General features: G+C 61.7%; 13 protein-coding genes. 10 read left to right on the top strand and 3 right to left on the bottom strand.

The features are described 5' to 3' along the window. Window positions 1–13 precede the first annotated feature (13 nt). From HP556_RS27115 to ccoS, 3 genes are read left to right on the top strand one after another with little or no spacing between them, the layout of a single operon-like run. On the top strand, window positions 14–820 hold the full coding sequence (locus tag HP556_RS27115) for a DUF2189 domain-containing protein (RefSeq protein WP_175369238.1): 807 nt from the start codon (window positions 14–16) through the stop codon (window positions 818–820). A gap of 15 nt (window positions 821–835) precedes the next feature. Then, window positions 836–3,100, top strand: coding sequence for a cation-translocating P-type ATPase (locus HP556_RS27110; protein WP_175369237.1), 2,265 nt, complete (start codon window positions 836–838; stop codon window positions 3,098–3,100). After that, the gene (gene ccoS, locus HP556_RS27105; protein ID WP_089263381.1) at window positions 3,097–3,252 is read left to right on the top strand and encodes a cbb3-type cytochrome oxidase assembly protein CcoS; all 156 of its coding nucleotides are present in this window, start codon (window positions 3,097–3,099) and stop codon (window positions 3,250–3,252) included. Before HP556_RS27110 ends, ccoS begins: the two co-directional genes overlap by 4 nt. 101 nt (window positions 3,253–3,353) lie before the next feature. On the opposite strand, the gene HP556_RS27100 is transcribed toward ccoS, so the two are convergent. After that, window positions 3,354–4,688, bottom strand: a complete 1,335-nt coding sequence (locus HP556_RS27100; RefSeq protein ID WP_089263383.1) for an MFS transporter — start codon at window positions 4,686–4,688, stop codon at window positions 3,354–3,356. Between the two features lie 178 nt (window positions 4,689–4,866). Here HP556_RS27100 and cyoA point away from each other — a divergent pair, with 178 nt between their 5' ends. From cyoA to HP556_RS27065, 7 genes are all read left to right on the top strand, one after another. Then, a complete protein-coding gene (gene cyoA, locus HP556_RS27095; protein WP_175369606.1) occupies window positions 4,867–6,033 on the top strand; it encodes a ubiquinol oxidase subunit II in 1,167 nt (388 codons plus the stop codon). A 14-nt stretch (window positions 6,034–6,047) separates the two neighbouring features. Next, window positions 6,048–8,072, top strand: a complete 2,025-nt coding sequence (gene cyoB / locus HP556_RS27090) for a cytochrome o ubiquinol oxidase subunit I (RefSeq protein ID WP_175369236.1) — start codon at window positions 6,048–6,050, stop codon at window positions 8,070–8,072. Then, window positions 8,069–8,701: a cytochrome o ubiquinol oxidase subunit III gene (gene cyoC, locus HP556_RS27085; RefSeq protein ID WP_089263389.1), complete on the top strand. Its 633-nt coding sequence runs from the start codon at window positions 8,069–8,071 to the stop codon at window positions 8,699–8,701. Before cyoB ends, cyoC begins: the two co-directional genes overlap by 4 nt. After that, entirely contained in the window at window positions 8,698–9,087 is a 390-nt protein-coding gene (gene cyoD / locus HP556_RS27080) for a cytochrome o ubiquinol oxidase subunit IV (RefSeq protein ID WP_093757703.1), read from the top strand. The genes cyoC and cyoD overlap by 4 nt, the downstream gene beginning before the upstream one ends. Next, on the top strand, window positions 9,087–9,908 hold the full coding sequence (locus HP556_RS27075; RefSeq protein WP_175369235.1) for an SURF1 family protein: 822 nt from the start codon (window positions 9,087–9,089) through the stop codon (window positions 9,906–9,908). The genes cyoD and HP556_RS27075 overlap by 1 nt, the downstream gene beginning before the upstream one ends. 84 nt (window positions 9,909–9,992) lie before the next feature. Further along, on the top strand, window positions 9,993–11,366 hold the full coding sequence (locus HP556_RS27070; RefSeq protein WP_420878717.1) for an ATP-binding protein: 1,374 nt from the start codon (window positions 9,993–9,995) through the stop codon (window positions 11,364–11,366). Then, window positions 11,356–11,889, top strand: coding sequence for a response regulator transcription factor (locus tag HP556_RS27065; RefSeq protein WP_089263395.1), 534 nt, complete (start codon window positions 11,356–11,358; stop codon window positions 11,887–11,889). The genes HP556_RS27070 and HP556_RS27065 overlap by 11 nt, the downstream gene beginning before the upstream one ends. 39 nt (window positions 11,890–11,928) lie before the next feature. On the opposite strand, the gene HP556_RS27060 is transcribed toward HP556_RS27065, so the two are convergent. Both HP556_RS27060 and HP556_RS27055 read right to left on the bottom strand, forming a co-directional pair. After that, window positions 11,929–13,368, bottom strand: a complete 1,440-nt coding sequence (locus tag HP556_RS27060) for an amidohydrolase family protein (RefSeq protein WP_175369233.1) — start codon at window positions 13,366–13,368, stop codon at window positions 11,929–11,931. A 13-nt stretch (window positions 13,369–13,381) separates the two neighbouring features. Further along, a complete protein-coding gene (locus tag HP556_RS27055) occupies window positions 13,382–14,407 on the bottom strand; it encodes an ABC transporter substrate-binding protein (RefSeq protein WP_120287570.1) in 1,026 nt (341 codons plus the stop codon). Window positions 14,408–14,426 lie beyond the last annotated feature (19 nt).

Here is a 14,426-nt window from a genome sequence, read left to right as displayed (position 1 = left end):
TGCGAGGTCGAAGATGAGTCTTCCTGCCGTTGCCCCTCCGCTGCCGCCCTCGGTGTCGTGGAATCGCCATGTCGCGCCATCCGTCGCCTTTGACTGGCTCAAAGCCGGCTGGCGCGATCTGACGATTATCCCGTCGGTGAGCCTCAGCTATGGCGTGCTGGTTTTCGCGGTCTCGGTTGTCCTGGTCGGCGGGTTGTTCGCGTTCGGCTGGGACTACATCCTGTTTCCGGCCTTTGCCGGCTTCATGGTGGTCGGGCCGGTACTCGCCATCGGACTCTATGAGAAGAGTCGCCGAATCGCTGCCCATGAGCGTGTCTCGCTGTTGCAGATGATTCTCGTCCGGCCGAAGTCGGGCGGGCAGCTGCTGTTCGCGGGCCTTTTGTTGTGCTCGCTGATGCTGGTCTGGATCCGCGCCGCGGTGATCATCTACGCGTTGTTTTTCGGCATGAACCCGTTTCCCGGCCTCGATGGCGTTGCGGCCATGCTGTTCACCACACCCATCGGGTGGGCGATGCTGATCGCCGGCACCGCGGTCGGCGGCATCTTTGCGGCATTCTCCTTCGCGATCAGCGTGTTCGCCATTCCCATGCTGCTCAACGAGCGCGTCGATGCGCTCACCGCCATGGGCACCAGCATGGGGATGGTCTGGGCTAATCTGCCGGTCATGCTGACCTGGGCGGGAATCGCGCTGGCTTTGTTCTTGATCAATGTCATGACCGGCCTGCTCGGTATGATCGTCGTGTTTCCCGTGCTCGGCCACGGGACATGGCACGCCTATGTGGCGATGAAGCCGGGTGTCGAGGTGCCCGGCCCGAACTGAGAAACGAGGTCTCCGATGAGTTGCTGTGGCTCAGGAGCAGAATTGGCCATACTGGCGGCGCCGGATCCGCGCGAAGTCCTGCTGATCAGCCGTACCATTGCCGGCGGTTTGAGGCAGACCGATCTCTCGGTGCCGGACGTTCACTGCGGCGCATGTATCCGCACGGTCGAACAAGCGCTTGGCGCGCTTGACGGCGTGACATGGGCGCGGGTGAATCTCTCGACCAAGCGCGTCACCATCAAATGGCGCGCCGATGTCGCACCGCCGCCTTTCATCGAAACGCTGCGCAATGTCGGCTATGAAGCGCATCTGTTCGAAGTCGATGGCGATGCCACGGATACGACGCTGTCAGAACTGATCCGTGCGCTCGCGGTATCGGGCTTTGCGGCCAGCAACATCATGTTGCTGTCGGTCTCGGTGTGGTCCGGCGCCGAGCCTGCGACGCGCGATCTGTTCCATGGCATCTCTGCATTGATCGCGCTGCCGACGCTGATCTATTCCGGCCGCGTGTTCTTTCGCTCGGCTTGGCAGGCGCTGCGTCACGGTCGCACCAATATGGATGTGCCAATCTCGCTCGGCGTGTTGCTGGCTTTCGGCATGAGCCTGTATGAGACCGCGATCCATGGTCCACATGCTTATTTCGATGCGGCGGTGTCGCTGCTGTTCTTCCTGCTGATCGGTCGCACGCTCGATCACATGATGCGCGAACGTGCGCGCGTCGCAGTCAAGGGGCTCGCGCGTCTGGCCGCGCGCGGCGCGCTGGTGCTGCAGAGTGATGGTGCGCAGACCTATCTGCCGGTCGGCGAAATCACCGTGGGTATGACCATCATGCTTGCCGCCGGCGAACGCGTGCCGGTCGATTCGCAGGTGACCAAGGGTCTGTCGGAACTCGACGTCTCGCTGGTATCAGGCGAGAGCGTGCCGCAGCCGGCACTGCCGGGGTCGGTGCTGCGCGCGGGTACGCTGAATCTCACAGGGCCTCTGATCATCACGGCGACAGCCTCGGCCAACGAGTCGTTCCTCGCGGAAATGCTGCGGATGATGGAAGCCGCAGAGCAGGGCCGTTCGGTCTATCGCCGCATCGCCGATCGTGCGGCTGGGCTCTATGCGCCGGTGGTGCATCTGACCGCGGCCATCACGCTGGCGGGCTGGATGTTTGTCGAAGGCGACTGGCACCATGCCATCACCATTGCGGTCGCAGTGCTGATCATCACCTGTCCCTGCGCACTTGGTCTTGCCGTGCCGATGGTGCAGGTCGTCGCCGCGCGGCGGCTGTTTGAGAGCGGCATCATGATCAAGGACGGCGGCGCGCTGGAGCGCCTCGCCGAGGTCGATACTGTGGTGTTCGACAAGACGGGCACACTGACGCTCGGCAATCCCCGCGTCGTCAATTCCGACAACGTCGATCCTGCGACCCTGGCACTGGCCGGCGCGATCGCCGCGCACTCACGTCATCCCTATTCGCGTGCACTCGCTGCTGCCGTTTCAACAACGACGACTCCGATTGCGCTCGATGATGTCTCCGAACATCCGGGCTGCGGCATGGAAGCGCGTCTCGGCGGCAGCGTGCTGCGCCTCGGGCGGCCGGAATGGGCTCTCACCGATACCAGCAGTATGGATCTCGATGGCTCTTCCGTCGTGTTGTCGCGCGATGGACAATGCGTGGCGGATTTCCGCTTCGAGGACCGGTTGCGTGCGGGTGCGGCTGAAACGGTCGGCGAGCTGAAGCGCGACGGACTGGCTGTCGAGGTTGTCTCGGGTGATCGCGAGACGCCGGTGCGGACACTCGCTGCAGGCATGGGCGTGCCATATTTCGCCGGCGTGCTGCCGGGCGGCAAGGCGGCGCATGTGGCAGAGCTGGCGTCCGTCGGCAAGAAGGTCCTGATGGTCGGCGACGGGCTCAATGACACGCCGGCGCTGATGGCCGCGCATGCGTCGATGGCGCCGGCGTCGGCCGCCGATGTCGGGCGCAACGCCGCCGATCTCGTCTTTCTGCGCGAGGATCTGTCGGCCGTGTCGCAGGCCATCGCGGTCTCGCGCGAGGCAGGGCATCTCGTGCGGCAGAATCTCGCACTGGCAGTCGGCTACAATCTCATTGCGGTGCCGATCGCGATCATGGGCCATGTCACGCCGCTGGTTGCGGCGATCGCGATGTCCGGTTCGTCCATCGTGGTTGTCGCGAATGCGCTGCGGCTGCGTGGTCGCGGTAAGTCCGACAAGTCTCAGGGCGCAGGCGCATCAACACCGCGGATGTCAGTCAGAATGGAGCCGGCGGAATGACGGACTATTTCTATCTGATTCCGATTGCCATCGGACTTGGCCTATGCGGCCTCGCGGCGTTCCTGTGGTCGCTGAAATCAGGCCAGTATGACGATCTGCAGGGCGCCGCCGAACGCATCCTGCATCAGGATGACGTGCCGCTCTCGCATTAGCGAAGTAGATGCCGGTTCACGTCAGGGAAACGAGCCAGAACAAAAAGAAAGAGCCCCGGTTCTGCTCAGAACCGGGGCTCTTTCTTTAGCGGCAGTGTTGCTTACGGCTGGATCGCCGAGGCGTCGCGGCTGGCGAACTGTCGGTTGATCGAGATCGCAAGCAGGGTCACGACCGCGCCCGACAGCAGATACACGCCCGACGAGGACAGACCGAAGCGGCTCGACATCACCAGCGCCACGAATGGTGCGAAGCCGGCGCCGAACAGCCAGGCAAGGTCGGTGGTGAGCGCCGAACCGGTGTAGCGGAAGCGCTTCGAGAAGCTCGAGGCGACCGAGCCCGACGACTGACCGAGCGACAGGCCGAGCAGGATGAAGCCGGTCACCATGAAGGCCAGTTCGCCGACGATGCCGCCGTCCAGCATCTGCGGTGCGAAGCCGCTGAATACCGCGATGGCAATCGCCGAACCGGTCAGCAGCGTGCGGCGGCCGACCTTGTCGGCGACATAGCCTGACACGATCATGGCGATGATGCCGAACACGGCGCCGATACATTCGACGATCAGGAAGCGGCCGGGTGCTTCGCGGGTGAACAGGAACACCCATGAGAGCGGGAATACTGTGACCATGTGGAACAGTGCGAAGCTCGCCAGCGGTGCGAAGGCGCCGATAACAACGGTGCGGCCCTGCTGGGCGATCGTCTCGGTGATCGAGGACGGCTCGAGTTCACGGGCTTCGAACAGTTCGGTGTAGCCGGGCGTCACCACCATGCGCAGGCGCGCAAACAGGGCGACGACGTTGATGGCGAAAGCAACGAAGAACGGATAGCGCCAGCCCCAGTCGAGAAAGTCGTCAGCGGACAGAGTGTCGACGAAGAAGGCGAACAGCGCGCTCGCCACCAGAAGGCCAATCGGCGCGCCGAGCTGCGGGATCATGGCGTACCAGCCCTTCTTGCCTTCCGGCGCATTGAGCGCCAGCAGCGAAGCAAGGCCGTCCCAGGTGCCACCCCAGGAAATACCCTGGCCAATACGTGCAGCAGCCAGCAGCCAGGCCGATGCGACGCCGATGGATTCGTGGCCGGGCAGGAAGGCGATGGCGACGGTGGCAACGCCGAGCAGGAACAGCGCGATGGTAAGTTTGGCGCCTTTGCCCTGGCTGCGATCGATGGCCGTGAAGATCATCGTGCCGATCGGGCGGGCGATGAATGCCAGCGAAAAGATCGCAAAGGAATAGAGAGTGCCGGTCAGCGGATCGAGATAGGGGAAGACGAGCTTCGGAAACACCAGCACCGAAGCGATCGCATAGACGAAGAAGTCAAAGAACTCGGAGGTCCGGCCGATGATGACGCCAATGGCGATCTCGCCCGGATTCACGGCGCCGTGGCCATCCGCGTGCAGAAGGCGTGCGTCCCGTTCAATCGTCGATGACGTCTGCGCCATTTTTTCTATCCGTCGGTGCTGTGTTGAAGGTCATGCAATCGACGCCCAAAGGGCGACGCGAGGTTGACGATTTGTCGCGAACCGCGTCTTCGGACCATTGGACAAATTGTCCAATGTTGCCCTGCAGCAAATACGCCTAACCGTGCGCGCGTACGGACATTATCGAATGGGTAACACCTTGAGCCGCCTACGGATACTCCTTTTGCTGCCCTTGGTTGCCTTGCTGGGCGGATGCAATTTCGTCGTGATGAATCCTGCGGGTGACATCGCAGTGCAGCAACGCGATCTCGTGGTCATTTCCACGGTGTTGATGCTGCTGATCATCGTGCCGGTGATGGCCCTGATCGTGTTCTTCGCCTGGAAGTACCGGCAGTCGAATGCTGACGCGAAATACGAACCGGACTGGGATCACTCGACCCATCTAGAGCTGGTCATCTGGTCGATGCCCCTCCTCATCATCATCTGTCTCGGCGCCGTGACCTGGTCCAGCACGCATCTGCTCGACCCGTATCGTCGGCTCGACCGGATTGCACCCGGGAACGCTGCGAGCCTTCTTGAACCGCTGCAGGTCGAAGTCGTCGCGCTCGACTGGAAGTGGCTGTTCTTCTACCCGGAATACGGCATTGCTACGGTCAATGAGCTGGCTGCGCCTGTGGATCGTCCAGTGCGCTTCAAGATCACTGCCTCGTCGGTGATGAACTCCTTCTATATCCCCGCGCTCGCCGGCCAGATCTATGCGATGCCCGGCATGGAAACCAAGCTGCACGCGGTCATCAATAAGGCCGGCGTTTATGACGGCTTCTCGGCGAACTATAGCGGCGCCGGCTTCTCCGGCATGCGCTTCAAGTTCCATGGCGTCGACCAGGCCGGCTTCGATGCCTGGATCGCCAAGGTTAAGGCGAGCAGCGAGACGCTGAGCCGCGAGGCCTATCTGGATCTCGAAAAGCCCAGCGAGAATGTGCCGGTTCGTCTCTATAAGGAAGTCGCGCCTGACCTCTACAAGGCGATCCTCAACATGTGCGCCCAGCCCGGTAAGATGTGCATGAGTGAGATGATGGCGATGGACGCGAAGGGTGGCCTCGGCCTCGCCAGCGCCCGCAACATCCTGCCGCTGAAATACAATATTTCGATGCTTGACGGCTCCAGCTCGACCAAGAACTACGTCGCCAGCGTCTGCACCCTCGCCGAGGCCGCACGCGAAGCAGCCGATCACCGCTCGACGACGACTCCACTTGACCCGACGCCGGTCACCGGTGCTGGTCTCGCGCGCCCGGGTGCCGCCCCCGCGCCATTCAATTTCACGCCTGCGCCGCCGCCTGCCGAGCGGCGCGCTTCCAACACCTGATCGGGTCGATCTAAATGTCTGATACAGCCGTAGTGGCAAATACCGGGCTTGCGAAGTTCATCTTCGGCCGCCTGACGCTCGAGTCGTTCCCCTATCATGAACCAATCCTGGTCGCGACTTTCGCGATGGTCGCGCTCGGCGGCATCGTGCTGCTCGCTGCGCTGACCTATTTCAAGCTCTGGGGTTATCTCTGGAAGGAGTGGTTCACCAGCGTGGACCACAAGAAGATCGGCATCATGTATATGGTGCTGGGCATCGTCATGCTGCTGCGCGGTTTCGCCGACGCGATCATGATGCGCGCCCAGCAGGCCATGGCCTTCAACGGCTCCGACGGCTTTCTGCCCGCCCATCACTACGATCAGGTGTTCACGGCGCATGGCGTGATCATGATCTTCTTCGTGGCGATGCCGCTGGTCACCGGTCTGATGAACTACATCGTGCCGCTGCAGATCGGAGCACGCGACGTGTCGTTCCCGTTCCTGAACAATTTCAGCTTCTGGATGACCACCGGTGGCGCCATCCTCGTCATGATGTCGCTGTTCGTCGGTGAATTCGCCAAGACCGGCTGGCTGGCTTATCCGCCGCTGTCGAATCTCGGCTACAGTCCGGATGTCGGCGTCGACTATTATATCTGGGCGCTGCAGGTTGCCGGTGTCGGCACGACGCTATCGGGCATCAACCTGATCGCGACCATTGTGAAGATGCGTGCGCCCGGCATGACCATGATGAAGATGCCGATCTTCACCTGGACTTCGCTCTGCACCAACGTCCTGATCGTGGCGTCCTTCCCGATCCTGACCGCCGTTCTCGCGCTGCTGTCGCTGGATCGCTATGTCGGCACCAACTTCTTCACGAACGATCTCGGCGGCAACCCGATGATGTATGTGAACCTGATCTGGATCTGGGGCCATCCGGAGGTTTACATCCTGATCCTGCCGCTGTTCGGCGTGTTCTCGGAAGTGACCTCGACCTTCTCGGGCAAGAAGCTGTTTGGCTACACCTCGATGGTCTACGCCACGCTGGTCATCACGATCTTGTCCTATCTGGTCTGGCTGCATCACTTCTTCACCATGGGCTCGGGCGCCAGCGTGAATTCCTTCTTTGGAATCACGACCATGATCATCTCGATCCCCACGGGCGCGAAGATATTCAACTGGCTGTTTACGATGTATCGCGGCCGCATCCGGTTCGAATTGCCGATGATGTGGACCATCGCCTTCATGCTGACCTTCGTGATCGGCGGCATGACCGGCGTGCTGCTTGCGGTGCCGCCGGCCGACTTCGTGCTGCATAATAGCCTGTTCCTGATCGCTCACTTCCACAACGTCATCATCGGCGGCGTGGTGTTCGGCATCTTTGCGGCCATCAACTTCTGGTTCCCGAAGGCCTTCGGTTTCAAGCTCGATCAGTTCTGGGGCAAGGTCTCGTTCTGGGGCTGGGTCCTCGGCTTCTACTTCGCCTTCATGCCGCTCTATGTGCTTGGTCTGATGGGCGTCACCCGCCGCTTGCGCACCTTCGACGATCCGTCGCTGCAGATCTGGTTCGTCATCGCCGCCTTCGGTGCGGTTCTGATCGCGATCGGCATCGGTGCTTTCCTCGTCCAGATCGCCGTCAGCATCTGGAATCGCGAGAAGCTGCGCGATACCACGGGCGATCCCTGGAACGGGCGCACGCTGGAATGGGCAACGTCGTCGCCGCCGCCGGATTACAACTTCGCTTTCACCCCGGTCATTCACGACAATGACTCGTGGTGGGACATGAAGCGCCGCGGTTATACGCGCCCGCTGGAGGGCTTCAGGCCGATCCATATGCCGAAGAACACCGGCACCGGCGTGATCCTCTCGATCTTGGCCACGGCGATGGGCTTCGCCCTGATCTGGTACATGTGGTGGCTCGCGGCCCTGAGCTTCGTTGCCATCGTCGGCGTCGCGATCTTCCATACCTTCAACTACAACCGTGACTTCCACATTCCGTTGGAGGACGTCATCCGTACCGAAGGCGAGCGTACGAAACTTCTCGCAGTGCAGGCCGCGTCATGAACGTACCGACCCAAACGATAAACGGCACTGAAGTGCCGGTCTTCTACGTCGTCGATGAACACGATCATCCGGCCGGATCCAGCACCATGCTGGGCTTCTGGCTCTACCTGATGAGCGATTGCCTCATTTTCGCGATGCTGTTTGCTACCTTCGGCGTGCTCGGCGGTAGCTATGCCGCGGGGCCGGGGCCGAAGGATCTGTTTGACCTCAAGCTTGTCGCGCTCAATACCGCGATGCTGCTGTTCTCGTCGATCACCTACGGCTTTGCGATGCTGGAGATGATGAAGGGCAGAGTGAAGTCGACCCAAATGTGGCTCGGCATCACCGGCCTGTTCGGTCTGGCCTTCCTGTGCATCGAACTCTATGAGTTCCATCACATGATCCACGAAGGTGCTGGCCCCTGGCGGAGCGCCTTCCTGTCGTCCTTCTTCACGCTGGTCGGCACCCACGGTCTGCACGTCACCTTCGGCATCATCTGGCTGGTCACGCTGATGGTGCAGGTCGCCCGTTTCGGCCTGATCGAGGCGAACCAGCGGCGGTTGATGTGCCTGAGCATGTTCTGGCATTTCCTCGACGTCGTCTGGATCGGCGTCTTCACCTTTGTTTATCTGCTGGGAGTGCTGCGATGAGCGCCGATGCACATGCCGCGCACGGACATGGTCACGATGACCACGGCCACGATGACGGCCGCGACCATGGTTCGTTCAAGTCGTATATGACTGGCTTCGTCCTCTCGGTCATCCTTACCGCCATTCCATTCTGGCTGGTGATGACGGGCGCGATCGAGAACAAGAACTGGACCATCGCGATCGTCGTTGCGTTCGCTGTGGTGCAGATCGTGGTTCACATGGTCTACTTCCTGCACATGAACACGACGTCGGATGCCGGCTGGACCATGATGGCGCTGATCTTCACGATCATCATCGTCGTGATTGCGCTGAGCGGTTCGCTCTGGGTGATGTACCACCTCAACGTCAACATGATGCCGGTTCACGACATGAGGAATATGCCCTGATGGCCACGGCGCGCGCCAACGACGGGATCGTCGTAGGCCGCCCGGCCAGACAGGAGTCGTCTGAATCGAAAACGGAATCCGGGCGGTCGCCACGTAGCGCGACAACCCTCACGGTGCTGGGCCTGCTGGCACTGCTCGGTATCGCGGGATTGACCGCCCTGGGCATCTGGCAGGTCGAACGCCGCGCCTGGAAACTGGATCTGATCGCACGTGTCGATCAGCGCAGCCACGCCGCGCCCGAAGCTGCACCCGGGCCTGCGGCGTGGCCTGCGATCAATCGCAATGACGATGAATATCGTCGCGTCAGCGTCACCGGCCGGTTCGTGCCGGGCGCCGATACTCCGGTGCAGGCTGTCTCGGATCTCGGCGCCGGTTTCTGGGTGCTGACGCCGCTGCGCGCCGAGGCCGGATACACTGTGCTGGTGAACCGGGGTTTCATCAGCGCGGATGAGCGCAAAGCCGACGCATTCGCGGCGCCTGCGACGCCGGTGTCGGTGATGGGCCTGTTGCGCATCACCGAGCCGAAAGGCGGGTTCCTGCGCTCCAATGATCCTGCCGCCCAGCGCTGGTATTCCCGCGACGTCGAGGCGATTGCCGCCAGCCAGAAGCTCGGCGCTGTCGCACCCTATTTCATCGATGCCAATGCCGCGCTGGACGCGCCGGGGCAGCCCCATGGTGGCCTGACCGTGATCGCCTTCCCGAACAACCACGTGGTCTATGCCATCAGCTGGTTCGGCCTCGCTTTAATGCTGGCCGGCGGTGCCCTGTTCGTCGCTCGCGACGAGTGGCGGATTCGGAAAAAATCACTACCTCGCGTATGACGTCTTGGATGATACGCCGGTCCGATCGAGCCCGGCCGATCAAGCTGACGGGGCGAGATGCCGGGTTTGGGAGCAGAGAGCAAGGTGGGCACACCGGACGTCACTGGCGTCAGTGCGGTTGCCGCGTCAACAGTCGACGCGACGGGTGTCACCACACCCGTTGCAGTCACGGCTCTGCCGCTCGACGAGACCACCAATATCAAGAACATCAATCTGCTGATCCAGTTGCGCTGGATCGCAGTGGTCGGGCAGGTTCTGACCATCGGCTTCGTGCATCTGGTGATGGGCATTTCGCTACCGCTGATGGCCATGGTCATGGTGCTGTGCGGCTCAGTATTCCTGAACGTCATCAGCCAGGAGTGGCTGCGCCAGCAGACCGACGCGCGTGACCGCGAACTGCTCCTGCTTTTGCTGCTCGACGTCGCGGCGCTGACCGCCCAGCTTTATTTGAGCGGCGGTGCCACAAATCCATTCATATCGCTCTATCTCCTGCAGGTTACGCTCGGGGCGATGTTGCTGAACGGCCGCTCGACCTGGGTCGTTGTTGTTGTTGCCTGTCTGTGCTTCGCCGGGCTGATTGTATTTCATCGCCCCCTCGATCTGCCGGACGCGCTGCGCAACGATCTGTTCCAGTTGCACATCATCGGTATGTTGATCTGCTTCGTACTCGACGCGGCGCTGATCGTCGTTTTCATGACGCGCATTGCAGAAAACTTGCGCGAGCGCGACGAGGGTCTGGCAGCGCTGCGTCAGCAGGCCGCGGAGGAAGATCATATCGTGCGCATGGGCCTGCTCGCCTCTGGTGCCGCGCATGAACTCGGTACGCCGCTGGCATCGCTGTCGGTGATCCTCAGTGACTGGCGCCGGATGCCGGAACTTGCAGGCAACCCGGAGCTGATGGAAGAGATCAGCGAGATGCAGGCCGATGTGCAGCGCTGCAAGTCGATCGTCACCGGCATTCTCATGTCGGCCGGCGATATGCGCGGCGAGGCGCCGGTTGTGACGACCGTCAATGGTTTCTTCGGCGAACTGGTCGAGGACTGGCGCGGTGCGCGCTCGATCAACACGCTGGTCTATGAGAATCGGTTCGGCGAGGACATGCCGATCGTGTCGGACTCGGCGTTGAAGCAGATGATCTTCAACGTGCTCGATAACGCCAACGAGGTATCGCCGCTCTGGGTTCGCCTCGCTATCGAGCGCGATGGCGATTCGCTGGTGCTGAAGGTCAGCGACATGGGACCGGGTTTCGCCAAGGAGATGCTGGCGAATTTCGGCAAGCCCTATAATTCAAGCAAGGGCCAGTCCGGGCGCGGGCTCGGTCTGTTTCTGGTGGTCAATGCTGTCCGCAAACTGGGCGGCGCAGTGGTGGCGGAGAATCGTCCTGTGGGCGGTGCCCTCGTGACGCTGTCGCTACCACTATCCGCCCTCGCGATTGGAGCGCGCAAACATGTCGGATGAACGTCTGCTGATCATTGTCGAGGATGACGAGGGTTTCGCGCGCACGCTGAAGCGATCGTTCGAGCGGCGCGGTTACACCGTGCTGCATTCCGAGGGCTTCGAGACCTTAACCGAGGTGCTCGGCGACAAGGTGCCGGGCTATGCGGTGGTCGATCTCAAGCTCGGCGGAGCCTCGGGCCTGGCTTGTGTCGAGGCGTTGCATGCGCTGAGCCCTGAGATGCTGATCGTAGTGCTCACCGGCTATGCCAGCATTGCCACGGCGGTGGAGGCGATCAAGCTCGGCGCGTGTCATTACCTCGCCAAGCCTTCGAACACCGACGATATCGAGGAAGCGTTCCAGAAGGCGACTGGCGATGTGCAAGTGGCGCTCACGGAACGTCCGACCTCGATTAAGACGCTGGAATGGGAACGCATCCACCAGACGCTGGTGGAGAGCGATTTCAACATTTCGGAGACGGCGCGCCGCCTCGGCATGCATCGCCGCACGCTGGCACGAAAGCTGGAAAAACGTCAGGTGAACTGAAGCCGCTGAAGGTTTGGTGAGCTAGCAGCGCCCCCGCTGCTAGCAACACCCCTGTTGCCGGAACCAGTGCGACACGGCGCTTTCGAACGGTGCCCAGGCGCGTTCGAACGCCTTGAACTGGGGCACGCTCTTGCGATAGAGCCCGCGCAACTCGGTCTCCATGGCCTCCAGGTCGACGCCGGTCGGCTTGCCATCGCGGCTGATGGTGCGCCCGTCGACCACGACATCGCGGATGCAGCTCGTATTGCCGCGCGCAAACAGCATGTCGATCGGATCGACCAGCATGATGGCATCGCGGTCGAGTTGGCCGATATCGAGAACAATGAAATCAGCGGCTTCTCCGGCGGCGAGCATGCCCGAGCCCGGTGCGCCGATCGACTTCCGGCCGTTGCGGACGGCGAGCGTGAGAAACTCCGCACGGCTCCATGTGCGGTTGAAGCCGAGGCCGTCATGCGCCATCTGCACGAGGCGCATTTCGCGGATCGCGTCGTCGTCTTCGTCGAGCGCGACGCCATCGATGCCCACGGCAATGGGGCAGCCGCGGCGATGCGCATCGGCAATCGGAGCGAGGCCTGAATGCAGATGAAGATTGGAGCTGAAATTCGTCACGATGGTCGCGCCAGACTCGGCGATCATATCGAGTTCGTCCGGCCGGGCATGGATGCAATGGGCCAGCGTCAGCCGGTTCGATAGCAGGCCGATATCTTTCAGATAGCGCACAACGCCGCCCGGAAAGGCGCGATCGGCCCATTGCCGCTGATAGATGGTCTCAAGAAGATGCATGTGCACGCGCCGGCCGGTGGCAGCGGAGCGCTCGGCGATGGCTTCGAGCAAAGCAGGCGAGCACCACTGGACGCCGGCCGGGCCGAATTGCACATCGGTCATCGGACTGGCGATGGCGGCATCAATGGCCTCCACACGGTCAAGATATTCTGATGGTGTCGGGCTCGGACGAATGAACATGTCCTGGATCGTGCTGCGGTCGTCTTCGGGCAATGCGGCAAGCACGTCGGCGCTGTCGCCATAGACGATCGGATTCTGGTCGCGGACGGCCAATGCAAAGGCCAGCCGGATGCCGACATCGCTGGCGGCCTTCGCGATCGCAATCGATTCATCGAGAATCGGCATCTTGCCGCTTGGGCGGGTGTAATGAATCATCGCGCCGCCGCAGCCTGCACGCGCTGAACGGGCGAGCGAGACGGCGGCGACGAGATAGGGATCGGGCGGCGTGCCGAAGGCTGACCGTGCGATCCATGATTCCAGCGGCATATCGGATGCGCCGAAGGATGTCATCGATGGACGTGCGTGGTCGTGGGCGTTGACCAGTGCGGGGATGATCAGGTGGTTTGTCTGCGGCGAAATATGCGCGCCGGCCGAGACGCTCGTGATCAGACCATCCGCATGGTGGATGCTGGCCTGAGGCACGAGGCCTCGATCTGCGCCGGTGAAAATATTCGTCGCAGACAGGATCCCGTTCATCCGCGTGCAAGCCTTAGTTCGCCGTATAGACCAATTCGCGATCCCCGCGCGCCGGCAGGAATTCGCGCGAGAATACTTCCTTCGGGGTCGGGGTGCGCTTCAAGTCGTAACCTTCGACGACCATGCCGATGGCACGGGTCATGCGGTCATCCTTGATGTCGCCGACGCCGATTTCCTTCATCTCGGGCGAGACCATCAGCTTGTCGAAAGAATATTGCAGCCGGCGCTTCTCGACGGGGACATCAACGAGGTTGTCGAAGGCGACGACCGAAGCCATGCCGGCATTCTGATCCTTGGCGACGGCGATGTTAGCCTTGTTGATCGCGCGGACCAGACCGGCAACGGCCTTGGGGTTCGAGGCCAGCAACTTCTGCGACACCATCACGCCGTTGGAATACAGGTCGAGGCCGAACTCACCGAACGAGAACCACTTGTAGTCCTTTTCGGGATCCTGACGGTTCAGGACGAGGTTGAAGTAGCTGGTGATGTTGAACACCAGCGCGGCGTCGATATCGCCCTTGATCAGCATCGGCTCCTGCAGATTGGGAGCCATATTGGTGACCTTGATCTTGTCGGCCGCGAGGCCGTTCTTCTGGATGAAGACAGGTAACAGACGCGTCGTCGGCGTGCCCTGCGCGCCGCCGAGCGTGTGTCCTTCGAAATCCTTGATCGTTTTGATGCCGCTGGTGTTCTTGGTGACGATCGAGAAGGGAGGCTGGTTCCACATCATATAGACCATCACCGGCGCGTCCTGTGGGCGCGTCGAGGAGTTCTGGATGATGGCGTTGACGTCGCCGAAGCCAGCGTCCCAGGCGCCGGACATGATGCGGGTCACTGTTGCGCCCGAGCCTTCGCCCTGATCGATGACAACGTTCAGGCCCTCTTCCTTGAAGTAGCCCTTGTCCTTCGCGTAGAAGAATGCCGCATCACTGCCCTGGGTTTTCCAGCCCAGCGTGAACTTGATGGTCGTCTCCTGAGCGAAGGCAGAGCCTGTGAGCAGGACGCTGCCGACTGCGAGGGCGGTCAATCTCTTCAACATGACATTCTCCTGGTTGATG

This window comes from Tardiphaga robiniae, from assembly GCF_013359755.1.
In the GTDB taxonomy this organism is placed as follows: Bacteria; Pseudomonadota; Alphaproteobacteria; order Rhizobiales; family Xanthobacteraceae; genus Tardiphaga; species Tardiphaga robiniae.
The sequence above is the reverse complement of the archived record's forward strand: the minus strand, read 5'-3'. Positions and strand labels throughout refer to the sequence as shown.

What these genes read in the sequence shown, in the direction of transcription:
- HP556_RS27065 (WP_089263395.1), top strand. Translation starts at nt 11,356, where the DNA reads ATGTCGGATGAACGTCTGCTGATCATTGTCGAGGATGACGAGGGTTTC.
- cyoD (WP_093757703.1), top strand. Translation starts at nt 8,698, where the DNA reads ATGAGCGCCGATGCACATGCCGCGCACGGACATGGTCACGATGACCAC.
- HP556_RS27110 (WP_175369237.1), top strand. Translation starts at nt 836, where the DNA reads ATGAGTTGCTGTGGCTCAGGAGCAGAATTGGCCATACTGGCGGCGCCG.
- HP556_RS27100 (WP_089263383.1), bottom strand. Translation starts at nt 4,688, where the DNA reads ATGGCGCAGACGTCATCGACGATTGAACGGGACGCACGCCTTCTGCAC.
- HP556_RS27075 (WP_175369235.1), top strand. Translation starts at nt 9,087, where the DNA reads ATGGCCACGGCGCGCGCCAACGACGGGATCGTCGTAGGCCGCCCGGCC.
- cyoC (WP_089263389.1), top strand. Translation starts at nt 8,069, where the DNA reads ATGAACGTACCGACCCAAACGATAAACGGCACTGAAGTGCCGGTCTTC.
- HP556_RS27060 (WP_175369233.1), bottom strand. Translation starts at nt 13,368, where the DNA reads ATGAACGGGATCCTGTCTGCGACGAATATTTTCACCGGCGCAGATCGA.
- HP556_RS27115 (WP_175369238.1), top strand. Translation starts at nt 14, where the DNA reads ATGAGTCTTCCTGCCGTTGCCCCTCCGCTGCCGCCCTCGGTGTCGTGG.
- cyoB (WP_175369236.1), top strand. Translation starts at nt 6,048, where the DNA reads ATGTCTGATACAGCCGTAGTGGCAAATACCGGGCTTGCGAAGTTCATC.
- HP556_RS27055 (WP_120287570.1), bottom strand. Translation starts at nt 14,407, where the DNA reads ATGTTGAAGAGATTGACCGCCCTCGCAGTCGGCAGCGTCCTGCTCACA.
- ccoS (WP_089263381.1), top strand. Translation starts at nt 3,097, where the DNA reads ATGACGGACTATTTCTATCTGATTCCGATTGCCATCGGACTTGGCCTA.